Below are 22,175 nucleotides of genomic sequence, written 5' to 3'. Positions count from 1 at the left end.
ACCGTCACTAACGGTTTAGCGGAGCTCTTTTAGCTGCACTTCGGGATCAGCGAGCAGGGCCTTATCGACTTCCTTGACCTCGCTTTCGAGCAATTTTCGCCCTTGAACATAATCCTTCATCGCGTTGACGCAGTCGAAGGCTATCGGCCGCCCCTCTTTCAAATAGACGATCGAGAATTTGCGTGCAGCTGGATCGCCGCGCAGGATCGTCTCGTCGTAACCCAGGCTGAGGCCTGCGGTTTGCAGTTTAAGGTCATATTGGTTCGACCAGAACCATGGCAGGGCGTGATAGGGTTGCTTATCGCCCATAATCGCGCGCGCTGCTGTGTTCGCCATGTCATGCGCGTTTTGCACCGATTCCAGACGGATCACTGCGCTGTCGGCAAAATCATTGGCATGAGCAGCGCAATCGCCGATCGCATAAATGTCGTCCAGGGTTGTGCGGCAATAGATATCGACGTCAACGCCGCTCGATCCAGCAGCACCCGCCGCGATCAGAGGCGCTACGGAGGGGATAATGCCAATCCCTGCGACAACCATGTCGCATTCGAGCATTTCGCCGCTTTCCAGCAAGACGCCGCTGGCCTGACCGTCTGTTTCGGATATTTCTTGAACATTCGCACCGAGCCGAATGTCGACGCCGTGACTGCGGTGCTCTGCTTCGTAAAAGTCGGATAGTTCCTCGCCAGCAACGCGGGCCAGCAGGCGCGCCTGAGCTTCTACCAAGGTAACCTCGACGCCCAGCTTGCGCAGCACAGCGGCTGCCTCCAGCCCGATATAGCCGCCGCCGATCACAACTGCGCGCTTCGCGCCGCCACTGATCGCAGCCATCATCGCATCGGCATCGCGCTTGTCACGGACGTAGAAGACACCGCTCAAATTGGCGCCTGGGCAAGGGAGCCTGCGCGGATCGCCGCCGCCTGCCCAGATCAGCTTGCGATAGCCAATCCGGTTGCCATCCATCAGTGCGATTTCATGCGCCATCCAGTCAATTTCGATGACCCCTTGGCCCAGATGCAGGGTGATATCCTTGTCTGCCCAGAACTTCTCAGGCCGGATCAAAATCCGCTCAAACGGCTTGTCCCCGGCGAGGTATTCCTTCGACAAAGGCGGGCGTTCGTATGGCGGCGCGGCGTCACGCCCAACCAGCACAATCGAACCCTCATGCCCCTGTTGGCGCAAGGCAATGGCCGCTTGCGCGCCGCCATGCCCGGTGCCCACGATTACGATATCGGCGCTATCCATGGCGCGAACGCTTGCCCCAAAATTGGCTTAGGTCAAGCGTATTGCGCGCATCGGACGGGCGATTATGACCTAAGGATCGAGCAAATTGCGTGCCTGGCTGGCGATTTGTGCGAGCACAGCGGGGGCCACCGGCGTGTGCGCTTTTGCTCGGCCAACCATTGCCTTAAACTGGCGGATCGCGGGCGCATTGTCGCTCGCCCATTGCTCCACCGCATGGGCCGGATCAGCCTTGCCTTTCTTGCGCCGAACCAGTTGGCGCAGGAAATCGAACCGCATCTGCTGATAATCGCGCGCTAACCCAGCGACCAACAAGCGCTCCCAAACATCCGATGGTTCCATCAGCGCAGCGGTTGCCTGGGCCCAGTCGAGGCCCAGGCGCACGCCCATGTCGGTGAAGGCATCGGCGAGCTGCAGCGCCGCAACATCGGCGTCGCGCGCGAGCTTCGCCAGACCAATTGCGCCGTCCATTTCGAACAGATGCACGACCTTTTTGGCAATCGTCTCGGGAGTTCCCGCTTCGACCAGCTCGCTGCGCATTTTGTTCGCTTGTTGGCGCGATTCACCGGCCAGCATAGCGTCCGTGGCATCGTGCAATTCCTCGATACCGGCGCGCAATTCCTCGACCAATTCAGCGGGCGGTCGCTTGGCCGCGCCAGCGCGCAACAAATCCGCCATATGGCCCCTTAAGGCGATGGCGACCCGCTCGAACAGCATGATTCGCGTGGTTTCGCTCATCTTGGCCTTGTCGAGCTCTTCCCAGATGGCCCGCGTCCCAAACAATTGGTCGGCAGCGACAAAAGCATTGGTCACCGCGGCCAGCGAGGCACCTTCCTCCTCGACCAGTTCGAATGCGGGCAATATGCCCATGCGGTTGATGATGCGGTTGGCGAGTTCTGTTGCTACCAGCTCGCGCCGCAAGCGGTGCTGCCTGATTTGCTTCGCATAACCCTTTTGCATCGGCTCTGGGAACAGCGCTATCAGCGCATCCTCCATAGCCTTATCGGCGGATAGCGGGCTTTCTTCGATCGCATCCTGCAATGCGAGTTTGGCCGAGGACAGCAGCACCGCAAGCTCTGGCCGGGTCATTCCGTGGCCCTCGCCCGCGCGCCGGATCAACGCCTCGCTAGATGCCAGTCCCTCTGTCCGGCGATCAAGATCGGCCATGTCTTCGAGCGTTTCGATAAGGCGCGTGTAAGACGCGGTCGCTTCGCAGCCGCCAGCCTCCGCAATGGACAATGCTAGCGCTTGCAGGCGGTTATCCTCTAGTACAATTGCCGCGACTTCGTCTGTCATCGATTCCAGCACGGAGACGCGCTTCTTCTCGGTCAGCTTGCCATCGCGTTTGGCAGCAGCGAGCGCGATCTTGATATTCACCTCGTTATCGGAGCAATCAACACCGGCCGAATTGTCGATGAAATCGGTGTTCACCCGCCCGCCATTTAGCGAGAATGCGATCCGGCCTGCCTGCGTCACGCCAAGGTTTGCGCCCTCACCGATGACTTTCGCGCGCACTTCGGTGGCGGTTACGCGCAACGCATCATTGGCGGGATCGCCAACCGCTGCATCGCCTTCACTTTCGGCTTTGATGTACGTCCCAATTCCGCCGAACCAGATCAGATCAAGCTCCGCCTTGAGGATCGCCGCCACCAGATCATCGGGCGCAATCTCAGCCTCTTCAAGCCCAAGCATTTCGCGTGCTTTCTTGGGCAGCTTGATGCTCTTTTGATCGCGCGAGAACACACCGCCGCCGCTGGAGATCAATTTCGAATTGTAATCCTCCCAGCTTGAGCGCGGCAGATTGAACAGACGATTGCGTTCTTTCCAGCTTTGCGCCGGGTCGGGATCGGGATCGATAAAGATGTGCCGGTGGTCAAACGCCGCAACCAACTTAATCGCCTTCGACAGCAGCATGCCATTGCCGAACACATCGCCCGACATATCGCCGCAGCCCGCCACGCGGACGCTGTCGCTTTGCACATCGATCCCCATTTCGAGGAAGTGCCGCTGAACGGAGACCCACGCGCCGCGCGCGGTGATGCCCATGGCCTTGTGATCATAACCGTTTGAGCCGCCGCTGGCGAAGGCGTCATCAAGCCAGAAATCGCGGCTTTCTGCGATGCCATTGGCAACGTCGGAGAAACGCGCGGTGCCTTTGTCCGCGGCGACCACGAAATAGGGGTCTTCGCCGTCATGCACCACCACGCCTTCTGGGTGGACGACCTTGTCCTTCACAATGTTGTCCGTAATCGACAACAGGGTGCGGATGAAAATCTCATAGCTTGTCTGGCCCTCTGCGGCCCAGGCATCGCGATCCTTCGCTGGTGATGGCAATTGCTTTGGATAAAAGCCGCCCTTCGCTCCGGTCGGAACGATCACTGCATTTTTAACCCGCTGCGCTTTCATGAGGCCCAGGATCTCGGTGCGGAAGTCATCGCGCCTGTCTGACCATCTGAGGCCGCCACGCGCAATCACGCCAGCCCGCAGGTGGATGCCCTCCACCCGCCGGGAATAGACGAAAATCTCGCGCCATGGCACGGGTTTTGGCAGACCGGGCACCTGCGCAGAATCGAACTTAAATGCCAGCGCTTCCACCGCGGCATCGGCAAACGCATTGGTGCGCAGGATCGCACTAATAACTGCATTGTAAAGCCGCAGCAGCCGGTCATCATTGATCGCGGACACCTTGGCCAGCCCGCGTGAAAAGTCGGACTGCGCTTTCTTTTCCGCCTCTTCGCGGTTGCCCTTAAATTTGGGGTCATGACGCGCGGCAAATAGCGCGATCATCGCCTTGGTTACCGGCACGGCGGCGGCCAGCGCGTCGACCACGGTGTAGATTGTGAAGCCCATACCGGTCTGGCGCAGATAGCGGTAGAAGGCGCGTAGCCAATTGGCTTCCTGCGCGCTTAGGCCCGCTCCGATCACCAGACGGTTGAACGGGTCATCCTCCGCATTGCCATTCAGCACGGCGGCGATTGCTTGCTCGATAATATCCGCACGCTCCAGTAGCGGAGCAGCCTCATCTCCTCCTGGCAAAGCGAGAGTGAAATCATGGATCGAGCCGAGCGTGCCATCGTCAAGCGCGGTTGGGATTTCTGTGATCACGCGAAAGCCGAAGTTCTCCAGCGCCAGCACTGCATCAGACAAGGGTAAGGCGCCGCTGCTTTGATAGACTTTGAGGCGCAGATTGTCGGCTGCATCACCGTCGAGATGGTACAATCGCACATCGCGCTGGATGGCATCATCGCCGCTGGTGCGTGCACTGAGGGCGCGGATCCGGCGAATATCAGTCGCTGCCTCGGCGGTGCCATAAAGCAAGCGATAATTGGCCGGAAACGCACCGGCATAACGCGCCGCAATCGCCATTGCGCGAGCAGGGTCTTCGCTCTTGGCAAGATGGCGCTCAACGCCCTCACCCCATCCGCGCAGCATGTCTTCCAGGCGGCCTTCCAGCTCATCCTCTTCCGGCATTGCTTTGGCTTCGCGAATGTCGAGTACGAATTGCAGCATCGCCAGATTGCCACCTTCGACCTCCAGGCTCCAATCCAGGACTTTCGCATCCGCCTCGGCGGTCAGCAGCTCCTGAATTTGCAAGCGCACTTGAGTGGAGAGCAAGTCTCGCGGCAGCCACACAAAGGCAAACACATGGCGGCCCAACTGCGAACTTGCGAGCGACAAGCGCGGCCTTGGCCGATCAACCAGGCTCATCATAGTAGTTGCCAGGCGGCCAATGTCCGCGCGGTTGAACGCAATCAGCAAATCATGCGGCAGAGCAGTAAAGGCATGGACCAGCGCTTTACCGGTGTGCCCGGAAGGGTTGAAGCCAAGCTCTTTAGTCAGCGTGTCAAGATTTTCGCGCAGATGCGGCACGGCGGCGGGCGCGGAGGCAAGCGCGGCGCTGGTCCACACGCCGGTATGAATCGACAAGGCAACGACTTTACCTTGCTTGCGGATTGGAACGATAAACAGATCGAGTGGCACACGCCGGTGAACTTTGGCCGCGTGGTTCGATTTGATGATCAGCAGCTCTCGCGTGCGGCCATTGGGGCGTTTCTGCCCAAACCACTTGAATGCTTTATCGTATGACGCATCGGCCAGCAAAGCGCGTGCGCTCTTGCGGCAAATCCCCAGCAGGCCGGATTGGCTGCCATCGCGGCGGCGGGTTACATGGCCCAATTGAGTCAACATTCCGCTGTTGAGCCATGTCAGCAGATCTTTGAATTCCGGCTCTTTCATGCGCCCGATATCCGCCTCCATGGCGGATTGCACTTTGGGCCAATCATTTACGGCGGCCCGGACATCACCCAGAGTCAGCCGCAGTTCTTTGAGCAATTCGCGGCGTTGGCGCGCGTCGATCCGAGGCGTTTCGATATAGATCATCGATTCGCGCGCATCGCCAGAGCCGAGTTCGGTAAGTTTGCCCGACTTATCGCGCTTCACTGAAATGATCGGATGCACCAGCCGGTCAATCGTCACTCCTTGGGTCGCGAGCGCAGAGGCGACCGAATCGACCAGAAACGGCATATCGTCATTGACCAGAGCGATGCGCATAATGCGCCGCTCATCGGTTTCGGTTTCCATGACGAGCGGCGCGTGATTTATCTCGCGCTGCTCGGCTGCGGCCAGCAGAAACGCAGTCGCCTCTTCCAGCGCTCGCTTGGCAAAGGGCGTATCACCGGGCAGGATCGCATTGCTCAGCCGGTCTGACAGCGCGGAATGATGCTTGCTGCGGCGCGGATTGCGCACCGATTTTAATTTGGCTGAAGCTTTTCCTGCGAGCTTTTTAGCGGGTTTCGAAACCATCTTCGCCCCTTTGATATTATATTATGCGTGAGCGCATTATTCCATCAACGATAGTCGAGATTGGCTTAGTCGCGCAACCGTGTCGAACACCTGCCCGCGCAAAATTTTTTGTTTAGACTTACGTCGCGGTTGAAGCGGCCTTCTCTCCAGTTCGAAGCGCTTGCATTGTGATTTCCAGCGAGCGAATTCGGGCCGCTGGATCATAGGTCGCGCCGCACAACATAATCTCATCCGCGCCGGTACGTTTGATGAAATCGCCGACTTGGCTCGCCACCATATCGGCGGTGCCGATGGCTGCTGCTTGGCCGATATGGTTGAGCATGGCGCGCGCTGGCGCGGGCAGGGTCGAGGTGTATTGTGCAATCGGTGGTGGCAGTTTGCCGGGATTGCCGCTGTGCAGCCGAACAAAACTTTGCTGCTGACTTGAGGCAAGCAGACGGGCTTCCTCTTCGCTTGGCGCGGCAAAGACGTTCATCGCCACCATGACATGCGGGCGATCCAGCGCGTCTGACGGTTCGAAGTCCCTCCGGTACAGCTCCAGCGCAGCATCCAAATGATCGGGTGCGAAATGCGCGGCAAACGCATAGGGTAGGCCGAGTTTAGCTGCGAGTTGAGCGCCAAACAGGCTGGAGCCCAGCATCCACATCTCCGGCCTAGCGCCCAGGCCCGGAGTGGCTGCGATTGGCAGGTCGGGATCGCCGGTCAGAAGCGCGCGCAGTTCCGCCACATCCTGCGGGAAATATTCAGCCGCCTGATGCAGGTTTTTGCGCAAGGCACGCTGCAATTCTGGCCCGGCCCCAGGTGCCCTTCCCAACCCCAGATCAATTCGGCCCGGGAACAAGGCGTCCAATGTGCCGAATTGCTCAGCAATCTGGAACGGCGTGTGATTGGGCAGCATAATCCCGCCAGAGCCGATCCGGATCCGGCGGGTCGCATTGCCGATATGAGCGAGCACCACAGAGGTGGCGCCGCCCGCGATCCCATCCATCGCGTGATGTTCCGCCACCCAAAAGCGTTTGCAACCCATGCGCTCTGCCGCGCGCGCCAGATCAGTCGCATCGGCCAAAGCCTCTGCCACATTCCCGCCTTCGCGAACCGGGATCAGATCAAGCACAGAAAATTCGGTCATGTCAGCCCTCTTACTATGGGGCTGGTGTAACAGGGCCCAGCTGTTTCAGATAGCCGCTAGCGGCCTTTGCCTGCGGACTGCTGGGCGCAGTGTCGATCACCGATTGCCAGCTGGCGCGGGCGGCATCATCGCGCGAATCCAGCACCGCGATCACACCCGCCTCCAACCCGATTTGCGGATCAAGCGGGGCAAGGCCAGCCGCCTTCTCAATCGCCGTTTGCGCCTCGGGCAGTTTGTTTTCGCGCCGTAGTAGCGTTGCTTTGAGCAGCCATGCCTCCGCGTCGCCAGGCATGAAGCGTGTCGCATTGTCCAATTCGATGAGTGCTTCTTCTGGCTGATCAATCTCAACCAGGGCGCGAGCCATATCAAGTGCTGCTGCTGCTTGGAGCGCACCAGACGCAGCAGTTTTGGCGTCAATGCGTGCCTTTCTCAAAATATTGTAGGCGTCTGCCCAAAGAGTGTTTGCCAGGGCGGCATTGCTTACCATGACGCCAAAACGTGCCCGCGCTCTCGGCTCTTCCGCAGGCGTTTCATCGCGGGCCGCGATGAAAGCGGCAGTCGCATCGTCCCACAGGTTCAGCTTTGTCGCGGCTAGCCCCAGGCAGTGATTGGCGATGACCCTGGCCGCGCCGGATGTTTGGTTGCGCTCGATCTGCGCTTTGGTGTGGGCGCGGGCCGGGTCGCTCTCGACTAGATCAAGGCAATCGGCCAGCCAAATGCTCAGCGGATCGGTGGGTTGCGGCGGGGCAATTTCATTCGTGGTGCGCGGTGGGCGATTGAGCAGCTCATCGGGTGCACCCTGGATCGCGCCAGCGCTGGGGTTGGGGCCAACCTGAAGCAGCATGAGGATGAGCGCGCTGGAAAAAGACACTGTGATATTCGCCTAGTAAAATTGATCGACCGTCGCTTGCAGCAGCGCGATATCATTCTCGCGCGACAAGCGGTGATCGCCGTCTTTGACAAAGGTCACCTGTACATTGTCCGAACGTATCGCCTTGGAAAGGTGCAGGCTGATTTCCCATGGCACATCCTCGTCCTTTTGGCCGTGCAGCAGCCGAACCGGGCAATCAATCGCGACCTCGCTGTCCAGTTTCAGATTGGCCTCGCCATCCGCGAAAAAGCCCGGATGGGTGGGCGTTGGTTCTGGCCCGTAAGGGTTATCTTCATACAGCACTTCGTCCGCTGCCATCTGTCCGCGCTGCTCGTCGGTGAAGCCCCATGTCGTAAAGTCGGGAGCAGCCGCGATGCCGATCAGCCCGGTCAGCCGCTTGCCCAATGCCTCACCCACCATCAGCATCAGCCAGCCGCCCATGGATGAGCCGATCAGCAGCACGTCACCATCGACATAGGCCTCGATCAAAGCAAGCACTTCATCGCGCCATCGGGACAGAGTTCCATCGGCGAAGTCGCCATCGCTCCGCCCGCAGCCCGAATAATCGAGCAGCAGGCAGGCCCGCCCGAATTCCGCCGCGCGTGCGAACATTGCGCTCGCCTTGCCTCCGTCCATGTCCGACATATAGCCGGGCAGAAAGACCACTGTCGGGCCGGTGCCTGCAATGTGGCGAAAGGCAATTTTCCGCCCATCGTCAAACTCGTGAAATCGAATATCGCTCATGTGCGCCCTCATGCCTGCAGGCAGCGTGTGCGCGCAAGGGGGCTGACGCGGCAAAACCCGCTCCACTCGGCGCACTGGGGTCATACGCAACCGGGTGAAGCGGGATGCATGCGATCGGAGCGCTTTGGCGGCGAGCAGGGTTTAGTCGCGGCTGAAAATATCCTCGATCGCAAGGCCGAACACATCGGCGATTTTGAACGCGAGCGGCAGGGACGGGTCATAGCGCCCCTTCTCAATCGCATTGACGGATTGGCGCGAGACGCCGAGCCTGTCTCCGAGGTCTTGCTGGCTCCAATCGCGCTCTGCGCGCAGCACTTTGAGGCGATTGTTCACTGGCTGATGCCTTTGAAGCGGAACCAGTAATAGCTAAGTGTCAGGGCCAGCATGGTAACCCCGACCACGTTCTCTGCAGACATATCAGGCAGGTCAAAGACTTTGGTCCCGATGATCCAGAACATGTGCACGAACATAGAAGCGGCGACACCTACCAATGCGGCATTGGCCATGATCTGAAAAAGATATTCTTCGCTGCATCGCCGATCAATTGCTGCGCCGATCGCAACCAGAAGGCTGACTATCAGCGTTATCGGGACAAGAATGCCCGCTTGCTCCCACTGGGTGAGATTTATTGCGCTCACACGCGGTGGGTCGATCTCTGCGATCATTACGGTTGAGGCAAGCAGGGGTAGAACAAGAAACCAATCGAGCCTGCTTATTTTCATCTTCATGGTAGAATTCCTAAATTTATGATGGTTATGGCGCTTACACCGCGCCCCATGTGCCGTATTGGATACGGTTGGAAACCGCTCCGATGGCAAGGCCAAGGAACCACAGCACCGGCCACCAAAAGGCGTCGGCATGCGGAACCAGATCGGCGGTTTCCAGAAAACCCCAGACCGCAGCGAGGCTGAGGGCGAATCCAGTGGCGATAAGCGATTGGCGCACGACGAGCATACGGATGAATTCGTCTTGCTCTTCGACGATCAAGCGTCCGATGGCCCAAAACACGCCAATCACGCCAAACCCGGGTAGCAATGCGACCAGTATCCTGATCGCGACATCCACATTTTCTGCCTTATCGACATAGACGAGCAGGCCCATCGCCACCATGTAGCAGCTGGTCGAAATTGCGATGCGTTTGAGATAGCGCCTTTGCGCCTCGCCCTTCAGGCACCCCGCACCGCCTGAATCGATCCGTCTGCTGGCGGAGGTGAACAGTGGAACAATCAGTGCTGCTGGAACGATCATCAGGATGATCTCAGCCGCTCCCTCTACTGCGCCCGAAATGCTCAGCGCAGCGCTGATGCCAAAGGCGATGAGCATCAACACGCCCCAGAACACTGGTCCGCGGCCCAAAACGCCCCGGCTTTCTGTTGTTGCCCCGCTCATAGCAGGCACTTTGAATTGCTCTTGCACCCACCGTTGAGCATGCCCATCGCTGCGCCGCTCAGGCCGCCTATGATCCCAAAGGACGCGCCATTGCTTAGCTCACTTGCGGCCAGAAATATTGCGGCGGTGATGATGATCACGGCCCATAGCATAGCTTTGTTTCGAATTGTCATTGGTAAAGCTCCCTTTCAACTATGGAAAGTATACTTGTCATTGATTCGTATATTTGTCAAGCAAACTTTCCATAATGGAGCGGTTGCTTTCCGATTAGTGCTGCTAAACACGGGTAATGACATCGCCATTCGCCGCGCCTATATCTGCGCTCATGGCCAACCGTGTGACTACCACCACCACTACCACCACCCCGGATTTCCGGGGCCGGTTGCTGTTGGTCTGATCCAGCCACACCCGCGCCCCGAACTTTCGGTTTCGGGCGGCGCGGTGTCAGCCTCCTGAAAGAGCTGAAATTACCAAGACACCGCTCTTCAAGCGCGCGCGTGAGTGTGTCATGGGCGTGAACGCAAACAAGACGGAAGAACGATGACCGAATTGCTCAAAATCAGCCTGCCCGATGGCACATTGCGTGAAATGCCGGAAGGCAGCACGCCGGCCGATGTGGCCGCCGCGATTGGCCCGGGCTTGGCCAAGGCTGCGCTGGCCGCGCGCGTCAACGGCGAGGTGCGCGATATTGGTCGCCCGTTCGAGGGTGACGCTGAGCTTGAGCTGATTACCAGCCGCGATGAGGCCGATGCGCTGGAACTGGCGCGCCATGACTTTGCGCACGTTCTCGCTGAGGCCGTGCAGGCGCTCTATCCCGGCACGCAGATCACCTTTGGTCCCGCGACCGATGATGGCTTTTACTATGACGTGATGGCTCCGGCCGACCGCGAGCCATTCAGCATGGATGATCTGCCCGCGATTGAAGAGAAAATGCGCGAGATCATCGCCGCCGATAAGCCATTGGTACGCGAGGTCTGGTCGCGCGCTGATCTGATCGCGAAATGGGAAGCGGACGGTGAGGCGTATAAGGCTGAATGGGCCAAGGAGCTGCCCGAGAACGAAGAGCTGACGGTCTATTGGTCAGGCGAACCACGCAGCGAAGGGGCGTGGCTCGATATGTGCCGCGGGCCGCATTTGGCCTCCACGGGCAAACTGGATCCAGCTGCCTTCAAGCTGATGCGGGTGGCGGGCGCTTACTGGCGCGGGGACCAGCGCAATGCGCAGCTCACGCGGATTTACGGCACTGGTTGGCTCAACAAGAAACAGCTCAAACAGCATCTTCATCGGTTGGAAGAAGCCGCCAAGCGAGATCACCGTAAATTGGGCCGCGAGATGGATCTGTTCCACCTTCAGGAAGAAGCCCATGGCAGCGTGTTCTGGCATCCTAAGGGCTACCGGATCTGGCGCGAGCTAGAGGCCTATATGCGCCGCAAGATGGACGGCGGGGGCTACCGCGAGATCAAGACGCCTCAGCTGATGGATATTCGACAGTGGGAGCAATCCGGCCACTGGGGCAAATATGCTGAAAATATGTTTGCCGTGCCTGATATGGTCCCGGAAGTGGACGAAGACGGCGATGGCCCGGCTAAACCTGCGGTTGAAAAAGACGCCGATTGGATGGCGATCAAGCCGATGAATTGCCCGGCCCACGTGCTGGTGTTTAAGCAAGGCATCACGTCTTATCGCGACCTTCCGATACGGCTGGGTGAAATGGGCTGCTGTCACCGTAACGAGCCGCACGGGGCGCTGCATGGCCTGATGCGGGTGCGTCAATTCACTCAGGATGATGCGCATATTTTCTGCACCGAAGACCAAGTGGTTGAGGAAGTGCGCAAATTCTGTGAGCTTGCAAACGGCGTCTATAAAGACTTTGGCTTCACCTATCATGTGAAGCTCGCCACGCGTCCGGAAAAGCGCTTCGGCTCTGATGCCGATTGGGACAAGGCGGAGCAAGAATTGCGAGATGCCGTGGCCGAAGCGGGCATGGACAATGAAGAATATGGCTGGGAAGAGCTGCCCGGCGAAGGCGCGTTTTATGCGCCAAAGCTGGAATGGCACCTGACTGATGCGATTGGCCGGACATGGCAAGTTGGCACGATCCAGGGTGACCGCGTTCTGCCCGACCGTCTCGATGCGACTTATGTTGGTGAGGATGGCGGCAAGCACCGCCCGGTTATGCTGCACCGCGCGATTTTCGGTTCTTATGAGCGCTTCATCGGCATTCTGATCGAGCATTATGCTGGCCGTTTGCCAGCATGGCTTGCCCCGGTTCAGGCCGTGGTTGCGCCGATTGTGTCGGACGTTGATGGCTATGCCACAAAGGTTATGGCGAAGCTGGAGGCGGCAGGCATCCGGGTGGAAGGCGATCTTCGCAATGAGAAGATCAACTACAAGGTGCGCGAACACTCGCTGGCGAAGGTTCCGTATCTGTTTGTGGTCGGCAAGCGCGAGGAAGAAGAGGGCACGATTGCCCTGCGGACCTTGGGTGAGAAAGACCAGCAAGTGCTGTCTTTGGATGACGCCCTGGCGCTGATCACAAAGGCGGCCACCCCGCCTGATCTTTGCGCCTGAGCGCATTTGATCGCATAGATCATGGAATGGCTGGCCGGGCTTGATGCAGCGCAGATTGCGGCGGCGTTCGCAGCGACTATCGGTGCGTCTTTTGTGCGCGGGCTGGCCGGGTTCGGCATGGCGATCTTGCTGGTGCCGGTTTTGGCGCTAGCCTTGACCCCGGTTGAGGCGGTGATGATCGCCAATTTCCTGATGCTGTTTATCGGTCTTTTGGAGATCAGGCGCTTGGTGCTGGGCGCTGAAAAATCCGCATGGATGATCAGCGGTCTTGTAGCGGTCACAACCGCGCCGGGATTGCTGCTGTTGTCTGTGACGCCGCATGATCTCGCGCGGCTGCTCATCGCAATGGTAGCCTTGTCAGCCTTTGCGCTGGTGCTCTTGCCTCAGCGTTCAGCCAGCGTTCCCGGCCCGCTCCAGACAGGGGCAACCGGACTGACCAGCGGTATCCTCACTGGTTTTGCTGGCATGCCAGGGCCGCCGGTTGTGCCTTATTACGTCGGCCGGGCGATCCCGCGCGACACGGCCAAGGCTTCGATGCTGCTGATCTTCACGATTGCTTCGATCGCAGCGATTATTTCAGGGTCCTTGACTGGCGTGATTGATCAGCGAGTGGTGCTTTTGTCGGCCGGGCTGTTTCCCGCTGTGATATTTGGCAATTGGCTAGGCGGCCTCGCCTATGGCCGGATCAGCGATACGGTCTGGCGGAGTTTTGTAGGCCTGGTGCTGTTCGCTGCCGCCTTCGCGGCTCTCACCCGTCTGTTTTAGCGGACCCAGCGCGCGGCGAGCACTCGCCCGCCGTTTGGCTCGCGCAGGACCAAAGCATGCGCATCTGCTCCCGGTGTGGTTAGCCTGTCTTGGCGCAGCTCAACACTTGCCGTGCCGCCATCCCAGCGGGCCAGCACTTTTTCATCCAGCAAAACATTGGTGTAGGAGATGCGGCGGCCGCCGTTTTCTCCGCGGCCAATCGCGACGCTTTCCTCGCTCGATACCGCCATCAGCACCAGCTCGGCGGGTCTCTCGGCTGTTCCGCTGAGGCCAATGCCATAGCCCAATCCGCCTGCTGGCTTGATGCGAATGGCGGCGCTTTGTGATCCTCGCGCCAGCGCAATATGGCGGCGATTGATGCGCTCGTTGGAGCCGACCTGGCCGAGCTCTCCATCGATCACCAATTGCGGGGTGTAGACGCCGTTATACCCAGCGAGCCCGCGTCGCGCATAGTCGCGCTGCAGGTTGGTGTTATCTTCGCGCGCAAGCGTGTCTTTCCAGCCTAAACGGTCCCAATAGGTGACCGGACGAGCGATCACGACGAGGTCCTTTTCTCTCGCCAGCTTGGCCGACAGCCGGTCCGCAGGAGGGCAGGATGAACAGCCCTGACTGGTGAACAATTCCAACAGGACAGGCTCGCCTAAAGTTCCGGTCTGCTCAGGCGGGCTTTGCTCTTGGCTGAAACCTGGCGCAGCGACAGAAGCGATTGCCAACGCGGCGGAGCCGATGGCCAGACCGAGTAGAGTTTTTGTCATGCGCGTCCCTCAAATATCCGCTGAGCAATGTGGGGATATTCGTTGGGATTTGCTGTTTGGTTACAGCGAGGGAAGCTTACAGTGGGAGCGGTTGCCCGGCAAAGATCAGCGCCGCGCCGCATGCCAGCACAATGACTGAGCGGGCGATATCGGCCGGAAGGGCCGCTGCAAGCTGCAAAGGCTTGCGAGTAATGGCGATTGCTTTGTCCATGAGACCTACGTTCGCGGGCAAATGCTAACAGGTCGTTAAGATTAACCACAATTGGCTAAATGAATGCAGAGGGCATTTGCTGGCTGGCGCAGTGAAATCCGCCGCCGCTGCAGCGAGCACGGCATCCGCTGGCAGGCCGATGGTCTGCCGATCCGGGAATAGTGCGGCGATTGCCGCGACGCCCTCCGCATCATGCACTGAGCCAAAGGTCGGCACCACAACGAGGTTCGTGGTGATGGCAAAATTTACATAGCTTGCTGGTTCAATCTCGCCATCGCGCAGGATCAGTCCGGGCGATGGGATGGTCACCACCTCCACTCCAAATGCTTCGGCGCGGCGCTTTGCATCGGCATAGATTGCAGCGTTGGGATCATCATCGCCCGTGGCATGCGGAATAACGAGCAGGCCGGGACCAACAAAGCGCGCCAGATTGTCGACATGGCCATCAGTGTGATCATTGATCAGGCCATCGCCGAGCCACAGCACCCGTTCGAACCCGAGCGTGCGCTCAAGCTCCGCCTCGATCGCTGCGCGCGACATGCCGGGATTGCGGTTTGGGTTCAAAAGGCATTGCTCAGTCACCGCGCACAGCCCGGTGCCGTCGCCTTCCACCGCGCCGCCTTCCAATATCATCGGCGAGGTTTTGAGGGGCAGATCGGCATCTCGCGCCAATTCTGCGCCAATGCTCTCATCGCCCGCCATCTCATATTTGCCGCCCCAGCCATTAAAGCCAAAACGGCGCGCGGCGCGCTCGCCATTATCTGACACGATCAGCGGCCCCGTGTCGCGCAGCCAAATATCGCCGTAAATCCGCTGTTCCAGTTTCACCGCCTTGCTCACCAGAGCGCGGGCGCGGGCTTTGTGCGCTTCATCGCGCACGAGCAGACGCACTGCCTGACCGCTGTCAGCCACAGCGTTGGCAAAGGCCGCGATCTGTTCCTGTGCAGCCGCAAGAAAACCCGGCCATTCTTCGGCCAGATGCGGAAAGCCGATCCACAACCATTCCTGCGGTGCCCATTCAGGAGGCATCAGGACGGTCATGAACCGGCTTTCGATTCGTCAGCTAAACGGGTGCTGAATCAGCAGCCCGTCTTGGCGCTGGCGCAGCTTTCATCGCGAGTGGCTTTGAACTCATCACCTTCGTTCCAATTCGGCCAGCTGCTGCTTTCCGCCATCATCCGCCCGATCCGGTAGAACAATTGCAAATCGCCCATCACGCCGGACCAGTCCCACTCTTCGTTGAACTCGTCCTTTGGCCCGTGATAGCGGTTTTCGGTGTAATCCTTGGCCACCGCAGCGCCCGCATCAATGCCGCCTTCGACCAGGTCTTCACCGCCATCAATATAGAGCATTGGCACGCCCTGCTTGGCAAAGGCGAAGTGATCAGAGCGGTAGTAATAGCCCGCCTCTGGCTTCGGATTGGGTGTCATGGTGCGGCCATCGGCCTCAAGCGCCGCCATCATAAAGGCGTCGAGTTGAGACTTGCCCGGGCCAACTACGGTCACATCCTTGGCTGGGCCAGCAACCTGGAAGGCATCCATGTTGATCCCGCCAACCGTCTGATCCAGCGGGAACACTGGGTTTGAGGCATAGTAATATGCGCCGAGCAGGCCGGATTCCTCAGCCGTCACGGCCAGGAACACGAGACTACGTTTAGGCGCGCCAGCTTTCGCATGCGCCTCGGCCAAAGCGACCAAGGCCGCAGTACCGGTCGCATTGTCGACCGCACCGTTGCAAATGTCATCGCCATCTGCAGCTGGTTTACAGCGGCCAAGGTGATCCCAGTGCGCGGTGTGGATGATGTATTCGTCAGGCGCTTCGCTGCCCGGCAGAACGCCGATGACATTTTGCGATTTGAACGTGCGAATGTCGTTTTCAAAACTGGTGGAGGCTGACATGCCCAGCTCAACCGCTTCAAATCCTTCAGTCTTCGCCGCAGCTGTCAGCGCGTCGAGATCTTGCCCTGCTGCGGCCAGCAATTCGCGCGCAGCCTCTTTCTGGATCCAGCCATTCATCGTGGTGAGCGGCGGAGGATTGTCACCGCGAGCGGGATAAGCTTGCGGGCCGGACCAGCTGCTTTCAACCACGTTCCAACCATAGCTTGCAGGTTCGGTGTCATGGACAATCAGAACGCCTGCTGCGCCCTGGCGGGCGGCCTCTTCATATTTGTAGGTCCAACGGCCATAAAATGTCATCGCGCGGCCGTTGAATTTGCCTTCAAGGCTGGTGGTTTCATAGTCAGGATCATTGACCAACACGACCACGGTTTTGCCTTTGACATCGACGCCTTCGTAATCGTTCCAATCGCGCTCTGGTGCGTTGATGCCGTACCCCACGAACACCATTTCGCTGTTAGTCAGCTGCGTTTGCGCATCTTCGCGGTAGGTTACGCCGACCCATTCGCTGCCGAAATCATAGACCAGATCGGTATCGCCATTGGTGATGGTGAGCGGCGCAAAGTTTTTGCCGGTGATTTCTACCAGCGGCACTTCCTGTACCCAGCTCTCGCCATTGCCGGGCTGAAGGCCAGCGGCTTCGAAACGTTCGGTCAGCAGAGCAACGGTCAGTTCCTCGCCTTTGGTGCCGGGCATACGACCCTCAAACTCGTCGCTGGAAAGCGTCCGCGTGATGTCGACCATTGTCTCTTCAGACAGCTCGCCTGCCGCCACTTCAGGAATGTCCATCCCGTCCATGCCAGTGTCGCCGCCGAGCGAGCTCATCGCATCGCATGCCGTCAGCGCAAGTGCGCAAGCGGCCAATCCGCCAAGCTTTAATGCTTGTTTGATCATTGTCGGTGATTCCTCTTATCCAAAATCATTGCGCGCACCTTTTGCAGAGCGGAGCGCGGCCCGCAAGGCGCGATGCGCGCCTGATCGATCGCAGGAGCGCTTGCGAGACCAGCGTTCGCGCGCCATTGAGACGGAGATGGCGCAGGCAAATTTGCACGATTGGGATGGGGCATTGGCGCGGGCGCGGGCCGAGGCGCCGTTTCTGGCGCGCGGGCTAAAGCGGATGCCGCAGCTTGCCGAATTGCTGGGTGGCGGAGATGCCGAGGGCGCTTTGTCATGGGCGAAGTGCGCTGGTGATGGCGCGGATGATCTGGGCGTTGCCTTGCGGCGAGAGCGGATTGCTCTGTCAGTTGCGCTGGGCATAGGTGATCTGGCCGGGGCCTTCTCGCTCACGCGCGTGATGCAGGAATTGTCTGACTGTGCCGACCGTGCGCTCGACCTGGCGATTGCCCATGTTATTGCAGAACGCACCGGTGGAGAGGTAGCGCAGGGGCTCTATGCTTTGGCGCTGGGCAAACAGGGTGCGCGAGAGCTCAATTACTCCTCCGACATTGACCCGATCCTGCTTTACGATCCAGAGACACTGCCGCGCCGCACCAAGGATGAGCCGGGCGAGGCAGCCGCGCGTTATGCCCTCCAGATCGTGCAATTGCTGTCCGAAAACACTGCTGATGGTTTTGCTTTTCGGGTCGATCTGCGGCTGCGCCCAGCCAGCGAGGTAAGCCCACTGGCCGTTTCAGAAGGCGCGGCGCTTTCCCATTATGAGAGCGCTGCTTTGGCGTGGGAGCGTGCGGCCTTTATCCGTTCGCGCGCTTGCGCTGGCGACATCGCTGCAGGTGAAGCGTTTCTACAGCGGATTCAGCCCTTCGTTTGGCGATCCAGTCTGGATTTCGGCGCGATCGAAGAAATCCGTCAGCTTACCGCACAGATCCGTGCAAACCATGACGGCCCGCTCCGCCCCGGTCCTGGCTTTGATGTGAAGCGCGGGCGCGGCGGCATTCGTGAGATAGAGTTCTTCGCGCAAACCCATCAGCTTATTCATGGTGGGCGCGATCCCAGCCTGCGGGTGAAGGGCACGTGCGCGGCGCTCGATGCTCTGGTGGCGGCTGGCCGGGTTGATGGCGATGAAGCGGCTTTGCTGGGGTCGACTTATGACCGTCTGCGCGTGATTGAGCACCGATTGCAAATGGTGAACGATCGCCAGACGCATGTCTTACCCGAAGGCGCGGCCCTGGATGCGGTCGCTCGGCTTGACGGCTTGGCAGGTGGCGCGGTGCTGATTGCAGAGCTGGACGCGCTGACGCAGGCGGTAGGCGCGGTCTATGACAAGCTCATCGGCGATGACGTCAGCGCCTCTCCACCCGTGCCAGAGCCGCCACAAGCAGAAGCCTTGACGGAGCAATTGAGCAATCTGGGCTTTGCTGAGCCGGACAGGCTGGCGGCGCGGATCAGGGGATGGCGTGAGGGGCGCTATCAGTGTTTGCGTACCCCGCAAGCACTTGCGGCGTTCGATGCTCTTTTGCCTGAACTGGTGGCTGCTTTTGCTGGGGCGGATGACCCGGACCGCGCGCTGACCCGGTGGGAGAGTGTGCTCGCCAATGCGCCTTCTGCGATCAACCTGTTTCACCTGCTCTCCGCGCGCCCGGCGCTGCTGGCGCAATTGGTCGGCGCGCTCACTTTGTCGCCCATGCTCGCCGATGAACTTGGCCGCCGCCCGGAACTGCTCGACATTCTGATCGATGAAAGCGCGTTGGAGCTGCCCGGCTCTACCTGCGAAATTGCCGAAGATATGCGGCGGATCGCTGCCCGCGATGATTACGAGGCGCAGTTGGACGCTATTCGCGTGGTCACAGGCGAGCAGCGCTTTGCGCTCGGCGTGCAGCTGATCGAGGCGCTGAGCGATCCGATCGACATTGCGAGCGGTCTGTCGCGCGTGGCCGAGGCGGGGCTGAAAATGGCAGCGGATGCAGCCGCGCGCGAATTCGAGCGGGTGCACGGACAGATCAACGGCAGCGAGGTCTGCGTCTTAGGGCTGGGCAGATTTGGTGGTGGGGCGCTGACTCACGCATCTGACTTGGACATTATCTATCTGTTCTCAGGCGATTTCGATGCGCAGTCCGACGGTGAACGGTCGCTTGGCGCAACGCTTTATTACAACCGCTTGGCCAGCCGCATTAGCGCAGCCCTATCTGTCCCTACGGCGCAAGGTGCGCTTTATGAAGTGGACACTCGGCTCCGCCCGCAGGGGAACCAAGGCCCGCTGGCGGTATCGCTCGAAGCCTTCGCCAAATATCAGCGCGAGGCGGCCTGGGCCTGGGAACATATGGCGCTGGCGAGAGCGAGAGTTTTGATCGGGCCAGAGGCGGAGCGCGACCAGCTCAACAAAATCATCACCGGGGTGCTTTGTAAGCCGCGCGATCCGGCGGAACTGCGCATAAATGTGCTGACCATGCGGAGTGAAATGGCGCAGCATAAGCCTGCTCGCGGGCCGCTGGATGTGAAATTGCTGCGCGGCGGGTTGGTTGATTTTGAGTTCCTCATCCACTTCCTGCAATTGCGCGATGGCAAGGGGCTCAATCCTGATCTTGGTGCGGCCATTCCCATGCTGGTGGACGAGGGCGTTCTGCCGCAACCTCTGATCGCAGCCTATGATTTGATGACCCGTATTCTGGTGGCGGGGCGCTTGCTTGCGCCTGATGGTAAAGAGCCTCCGCCCGCTGCTGCCGATGCGCTGGCGCGGGCCTGCAAGGCGCAGAATTACAAAGGCCTCTTGCGCAGCCTAACCGAGGCGCGGCATGAGGTCGCCAAAGCTTGGGAGGCGATTCTCGAGCACCAATTGGAGATTGACGAATGAGCGATTTTGCGAGCGTTGGTGACGCCCTGCCCGATATTGAAATGGGCACGCCCGATGGCGGCACGGTTAAGCCGTCGGATTTCCACGGCAAGAAGCTGGTGCTGTTCTTCTACCCTAAGGACAACACGCCGGGCTGCACTACCGAGGCGAAGGATTTCACTGCGCTCAAAAGCGATTTTGATGCGGCGGGAACGGAGCTGCTTGGCGTCAGCAAGGACAGCGCAAAGAAGCATCAGAACTTCATTGCCAAGCATGATCTCACAACTCCGCTGGCGACCGATGCAGAAGAAGGCGGATTGTCTGACACGCTCGGCGTTTGGGCCGAGAAACAGATGTACGGCAAGACCTATATGGGAATGGTCCGCACCACCTATCTGATTGGCGCAGACGGCAGGATTGCGCAGGTCTGGAACAAGGTGAAGGTCAAAGGCCACGCCGAAGAAGTGCTCGCAGCCGCTAAGGCGCTCTAAGCTCCAATGCAATCCTTGGCCTCTGCCATTCGCGGCGCACTGCTCACCGCTGATCCGCGCGCAAAATGCTTTGCGACGCGCGACGTCGTACGCCGCTGGAACAAGGGCGCGCTCGAATGGCAGTTTGACGTCACGATGCCAGATGAGCCCGCGCGCCCCAGCGAGCCGGAGCTTTTGCCGCCCAGTCAGATGCCCAAGCGCGGCAAAGGTGGATCAGAGCGCGGCCGGATCGCGCTGTGGCATAGCCTCGCCCACATAGAGTTCGTCGCGATTGATCTCGCGCTCGATATGGCGGGCCGTTTCGGCGAGCAGATGGGTGAGGAATTTGTCTCTGATTTTCTGAGTGTTGCCGCTGATGAGGCGATGCATTTCGCTCTGCTCGACCGTAAGCTCAAGACGCTCAGCAGCTATTACGGCGCGCTGCCAGCCCATGGCGGACTGTGGCAGGCGGCAGACGAGACCAAGCATGATGTCCTGGCGCGTCTCGCTATTGTGCCAATGGTGTTGGAGGCGCGGGGATTGGACGTCACGCCAGCGACCCTAGAGCGGGTCCGGGCAGCAGGTGATGAGAACGGCGCAAAAATTTTGACGCGAGATCCTTGACGACGAAATTCGCCATGTCGCGTTTGGCACCAAACACTTTATCGCATTGGCCGATAAGGCGCAGGAATCGCCCGAATCCACGTGGAAAAGGTTAGTAAAAACTTACTTTCGGGGCGCCGTTAAACCGCCATTTAACGACTCAGCGCGTCTTGCAGCCGGTTTATCGCGGGAGTTCTACAGTTAAGTTGCTCTTTAAGATTTGAACCCGAATAAGTCCTTTCGAAACGGAATCGGGCGCAATTGCGCCGAAATTTAGGGCATCATTTGATGACAACGCTTACGAAGCGTCACATTGTTAGAGCTGCTTTGAGCGCATTTGGCATGGCGGCAATCGCCGCTGCAGCGCCAGCTTCAGCTAACAGTTCAGCTAACGCTGCTGTTGATATTAGCGAGCCGATCCGCGCGGCCCAGGATGATAATTTGACGAGCGGCGACGTGCAGTTCAGGCAGCTGTTCGCCAACTGGCAGGCGCTCGATAACGCGGGGCCAAACGCTCCAACTGAACAACCCAGCATTGCTATCCCATCACGGATGCCATTGGACGGTTTCAAACTGACCAGCGGATACGGCATGCGCAATCATCCCGTTCTGCGCCAACGCCGGGCTCACAAAGGTGTTGATCTTGCCGCGCCAACAGGCACTCCAATTTTTGCAACCGCTGACGGTATTGTTGGCAAGGCGCAATGGTTCTCGAGCTACGGCCTTTACATTCGCATCGATCACGGCGCTGACCTTGAAACGCGCTATGCCCACATGTCGAAACTGGCGGTTGCCGCTGGTGAGCGTGTGAAAAAGGGCGACATCATCGGCTATGTCGGTTCAACCGGCCGCTCCACTGGCCCGCACCTGCATTATGAAGTGCGGATTGATGGGGTTGCGGTCAATCCCATTCCCTATATGGTAGAGACACAAGCGCAGCAGCAATTTGACCGTCAGGCCGTCCTTGAAGGACGCGGCGGCGAATAAGCCCTTAGGGGCT

The 22,175-nt window shown here is 59.4% G+C and carries 17 protein-coding genes and 2 pseudogenes; 6 read left to right on the top strand and 13 right to left on the bottom strand.

The genetic code is table 11. From position 1 onward, the window contains the following. Positions 1-15: 15 nt before the first annotated feature. The 9 genes from AC0V6Z_RS03675 to AC0V6Z_RS03635 form a co-directional block, all read right to left on the bottom strand. Positions 16-1,245, bottom strand: a complete 1,230-nt coding sequence (locus tag AC0V6Z_RS03675) for an NAD(P)/FAD-dependent oxidoreductase (protein WP_472640040.1) — start codon at positions 1,243-1,245, stop codon at positions 16-18. A 69-nt stretch (positions 1,246-1,314) separates the two neighbouring features. Continuing rightward, positions 1,315-6,045 (bottom strand): NAD-glutamate dehydrogenase, encoded by a 4,731-nt coding sequence (locus AC0V6Z_RS03670; protein WP_472640039.1) that lies wholly within the window; start codon positions 6,043-6,045, stop codon positions 1,315-1,317. Positions 6,046-6,163: 118 nt separating this feature from the next. Beyond that, a complete protein-coding gene (locus AC0V6Z_RS03665; protein WP_472640038.1) occupies positions 6,164-7,174 on the bottom strand; it encodes an LLM class flavin-dependent oxidoreductase in 1,011 nt (336 codons plus the stop codon). A gap of 13 nt (positions 7,175-7,187) precedes the next feature. Continuing rightward, positions 7,188-8,045: a tetratricopeptide repeat protein gene (locus AC0V6Z_RS03660; protein ID WP_472640037.1), complete on the bottom strand. Its 858-nt coding sequence runs from the start codon at positions 8,043-8,045 to the stop codon at positions 7,188-7,190. Positions 8,046-8,057: 12 nt separating this feature from the next. Next, positions 8,058-8,789: an alpha/beta fold hydrolase gene (locus tag AC0V6Z_RS03655; protein WP_472640036.1), complete on the bottom strand. Its 732-nt coding sequence runs from the start codon at positions 8,787-8,789 to the stop codon at positions 8,058-8,060. 141 nt (positions 8,790-8,930) lie between these two features. Then, on the bottom strand, positions 8,931-9,122 hold the full coding sequence (locus AC0V6Z_RS03650) for a helix-turn-helix transcriptional regulator (RefSeq protein WP_472640035.1): 192 nt from the start codon (positions 9,120-9,122) through the stop codon (positions 8,931-8,933). Further along, on the bottom strand, positions 9,119-9,517 hold the full coding sequence (locus tag AC0V6Z_RS03645) for a hypothetical protein (RefSeq protein WP_472640034.1): 399 nt from the start codon (positions 9,515-9,517) through the stop codon (positions 9,119-9,121). The genes AC0V6Z_RS03650 and AC0V6Z_RS03645 overlap by 4 nt, the downstream gene beginning before the upstream one ends. Positions 9,518-9,551: 34 nt before the next feature. Next, the gene (locus AC0V6Z_RS03640; protein WP_472640033.1) at positions 9,552-10,178 is read right to left on the bottom strand and encodes a hypothetical protein; all 627 of its coding nucleotides are present in this window, start codon (positions 10,176-10,178) and stop codon (positions 9,552-9,554) included. Next, positions 10,175-10,351 (bottom strand): hypothetical protein, encoded by a 177-nt coding sequence (locus tag AC0V6Z_RS03635; protein ID WP_472640032.1) that lies wholly within the window; start codon positions 10,349-10,351, stop codon positions 10,175-10,177. The genes AC0V6Z_RS03640 and AC0V6Z_RS03635 overlap by 4 nt, the downstream gene beginning before the upstream one ends. Before the next feature lie 367 nt (positions 10,352-10,718). Between AC0V6Z_RS03635 and thrS the strand changes: the two genes are divergently transcribed. Next, on the top strand, positions 10,719-12,749 hold the full coding sequence (thrS, locus tag AC0V6Z_RS03630; protein ID WP_472640031.1) for a threonine--tRNA ligase: 2,031 nt from the start codon (positions 10,719-10,721) through the stop codon (positions 12,747-12,749). Between the two features lie 21 nt (positions 12,750-12,770). Continuing rightward, a complete protein-coding gene (locus tag AC0V6Z_RS03625; RefSeq protein ID WP_472640030.1) occupies positions 12,771-13,514 on the top strand; it encodes a sulfite exporter TauE/SafE family protein in 744 nt (247 codons plus the stop codon). Here the strand turns inward: AC0V6Z_RS03625 and AC0V6Z_RS03620 are convergent. The 4 genes and pseudogenes from AC0V6Z_RS03620 to AC0V6Z_RS03605 all read right to left on the bottom strand — a co-directional run bounded on the left by AC0V6Z_RS03620 (position 13,511) and on the right by AC0V6Z_RS03605 (position 17,269). After that, positions 13,511-14,269: a DUF1223 domain-containing protein gene (locus AC0V6Z_RS03620; protein ID WP_472640029.1), complete on the bottom strand. Its 759-nt coding sequence runs from the start codon at positions 14,267-14,269 to the stop codon at positions 13,511-13,513. The genes AC0V6Z_RS03625 and AC0V6Z_RS03620 overlap by 4 nt on opposite strands. Positions 14,270-14,345: 76 nt before the next feature. Further along, entirely contained in the window at positions 14,346-14,480 is a 135-nt protein-coding gene (locus AC0V6Z_RS03615) for a hypothetical protein (protein ID WP_472640028.1), read from the bottom strand. A gap of 55 nt (positions 14,481-14,535) precedes the next feature. Then, positions 14,536-15,521 (bottom strand): annotated as a pseudogene (locus AC0V6Z_RS03610) (agmatine deiminase family protein). Between the two features lie 38 nt (positions 15,522-15,559). Then, positions 15,560-17,269 (bottom strand): M28 family metallopeptidase, encoded by a 1,710-nt coding sequence (locus tag AC0V6Z_RS03605; protein ID WP_472640027.1) that lies wholly within the window; start codon positions 17,267-17,269, stop codon positions 15,560-15,562. 136 nt (positions 17,270-17,405) lie between these two features. Here AC0V6Z_RS03605 and glnE point away from each other — a divergent pair, with 136 nt between their 5' ends. The 4 genes and pseudogenes from glnE (at position 17,406) to AC0V6Z_RS03585 (ending at position 22,162) form a co-directional block, all read left to right on the top strand. Continuing rightward, entirely contained in the window at positions 17,406-20,123 is a 2,718-nt protein-coding gene (glnE, locus tag AC0V6Z_RS03600; protein WP_472640026.1) for a bifunctional [glutamate--ammonia ligase]-adenylyl-L-tyrosine phosphorylase/[glutamate--ammonia-ligase] adenylyltransferase, read from the top strand. Then, on the top strand, positions 20,120-20,593 hold the full coding sequence (locus tag AC0V6Z_RS03595; RefSeq protein WP_472640025.1) for a peroxiredoxin: 474 nt from the start codon (positions 20,120-20,122) through the stop codon (positions 20,591-20,593). The genes glnE and AC0V6Z_RS03595 overlap by 4 nt, the downstream gene beginning before the upstream one ends. A 6-nt stretch (positions 20,594-20,599) precedes the next feature. Continuing rightward, positions 20,600-21,380 (top strand): annotated as a pseudogene (locus tag AC0V6Z_RS03590) (ferritin-like domain-containing protein). Between the two features lie 83 nt (positions 21,381-21,463). Next, a complete protein-coding gene (locus AC0V6Z_RS03585) occupies positions 21,464-22,162 on the top strand; it encodes a M23 family metallopeptidase (protein WP_472640024.1) in 699 nt (232 codons plus the stop codon). Positions 22,163-22,175 lie beyond the last annotated feature (13 nt).

The sequence above is a fragment of the Erythrobacter sp. SN6-5 genome (assembly GCF_057364945.1).
Note: the sequence above shows the minus strand (reverse complement) of the source record. Positions and strands in the feature narration are given on the sequence as shown.

Excerpts from the sequence above, each read along its gene's own strand:
- AC0V6Z_RS03675 (WP_472640040.1), bottom strand. The coding sequence starts at position 1,245 with ATGGATAGCGCCGATATCGTAATCGTGGGCACCGGGCATGGCGGCGCG.
- AC0V6Z_RS03670 (WP_472640039.1), bottom strand. The coding sequence starts at position 6,045 with ATGGTTTCGAAACCCGCTAAAAAGCTCGCAGGAAAAGCTTCAGCCAAA.
- AC0V6Z_RS03665 (WP_472640038.1), bottom strand. The coding sequence starts at position 7,174 with ATGACCGAATTTTCTGTGCTTGATCTGATCCCGGTTCGCGAAGGCGGG.
- AC0V6Z_RS03655 (WP_472640036.1), bottom strand. The coding sequence starts at position 8,789 with ATGAGCGATATTCGATTTCACGAGTTTGACGATGGGCGGAAAATTGCC.
- AC0V6Z_RS03645 (WP_472640034.1), bottom strand. The coding sequence starts at position 9,517 with ATGAAGATGAAAATAAGCAGGCTCGATTGGTTTCTTGTTCTACCCCTG.
- AC0V6Z_RS03640 (WP_472640033.1), bottom strand. The coding sequence starts at position 10,178 with ATGAGCGGGGCAACAACAGAAAGCCGGGGCGTTTTGGGCCGCGGACCA.
- AC0V6Z_RS03635 (WP_472640032.1), bottom strand. The coding sequence starts at position 10,351 with ATGACAATTCGAAACAAAGCTATGCTATGGGCCGTGATCATCATCACC.
- thrS (WP_472640031.1), top strand. The coding sequence starts at position 10,719 with ATGACCGAATTGCTCAAAATCAGCCTGCCCGATGGCACATTGCGTGAA.
- AC0V6Z_RS03625 (WP_472640030.1), top strand. The coding sequence starts at position 12,771 with ATGGAATGGCTGGCCGGGCTTGATGCAGCGCAGATTGCGGCGGCGTTC.
- AC0V6Z_RS03620 (WP_472640029.1), bottom strand. The coding sequence starts at position 14,269 with ATGACAAAAACTCTACTCGGTCTGGCCATCGGCTCCGCCGCGTTGGCA.
- AC0V6Z_RS03615 (WP_472640028.1), bottom strand. The coding sequence starts at position 14,480 with ATGGACAAAGCAATCGCCATTACTCGCAAGCCTTTGCAGCTTGCAGCG.
- AC0V6Z_RS03605 (WP_472640027.1), bottom strand. The coding sequence starts at position 17,269 with ATGATCAAACAAGCATTAAAGCTTGGCGGATTGGCCGCTTGCGCACTT.
- glnE (WP_472640026.1), top strand. The coding sequence starts at position 17,406 with ATGGCGCAGGCAAATTTGCACGATTGGGATGGGGCATTGGCGCGGGCG.
- AC0V6Z_RS03595 (WP_472640025.1), top strand. The coding sequence starts at position 20,120 with ATGAGCGATTTTGCGAGCGTTGGTGACGCCCTGCCCGATATTGAAATG.
- AC0V6Z_RS03585 (WP_472640024.1), top strand. The coding sequence starts at position 21,464 with ATGACAACGCTTACGAAGCGTCACATTGTTAGAGCTGCTTTGAGCGCA.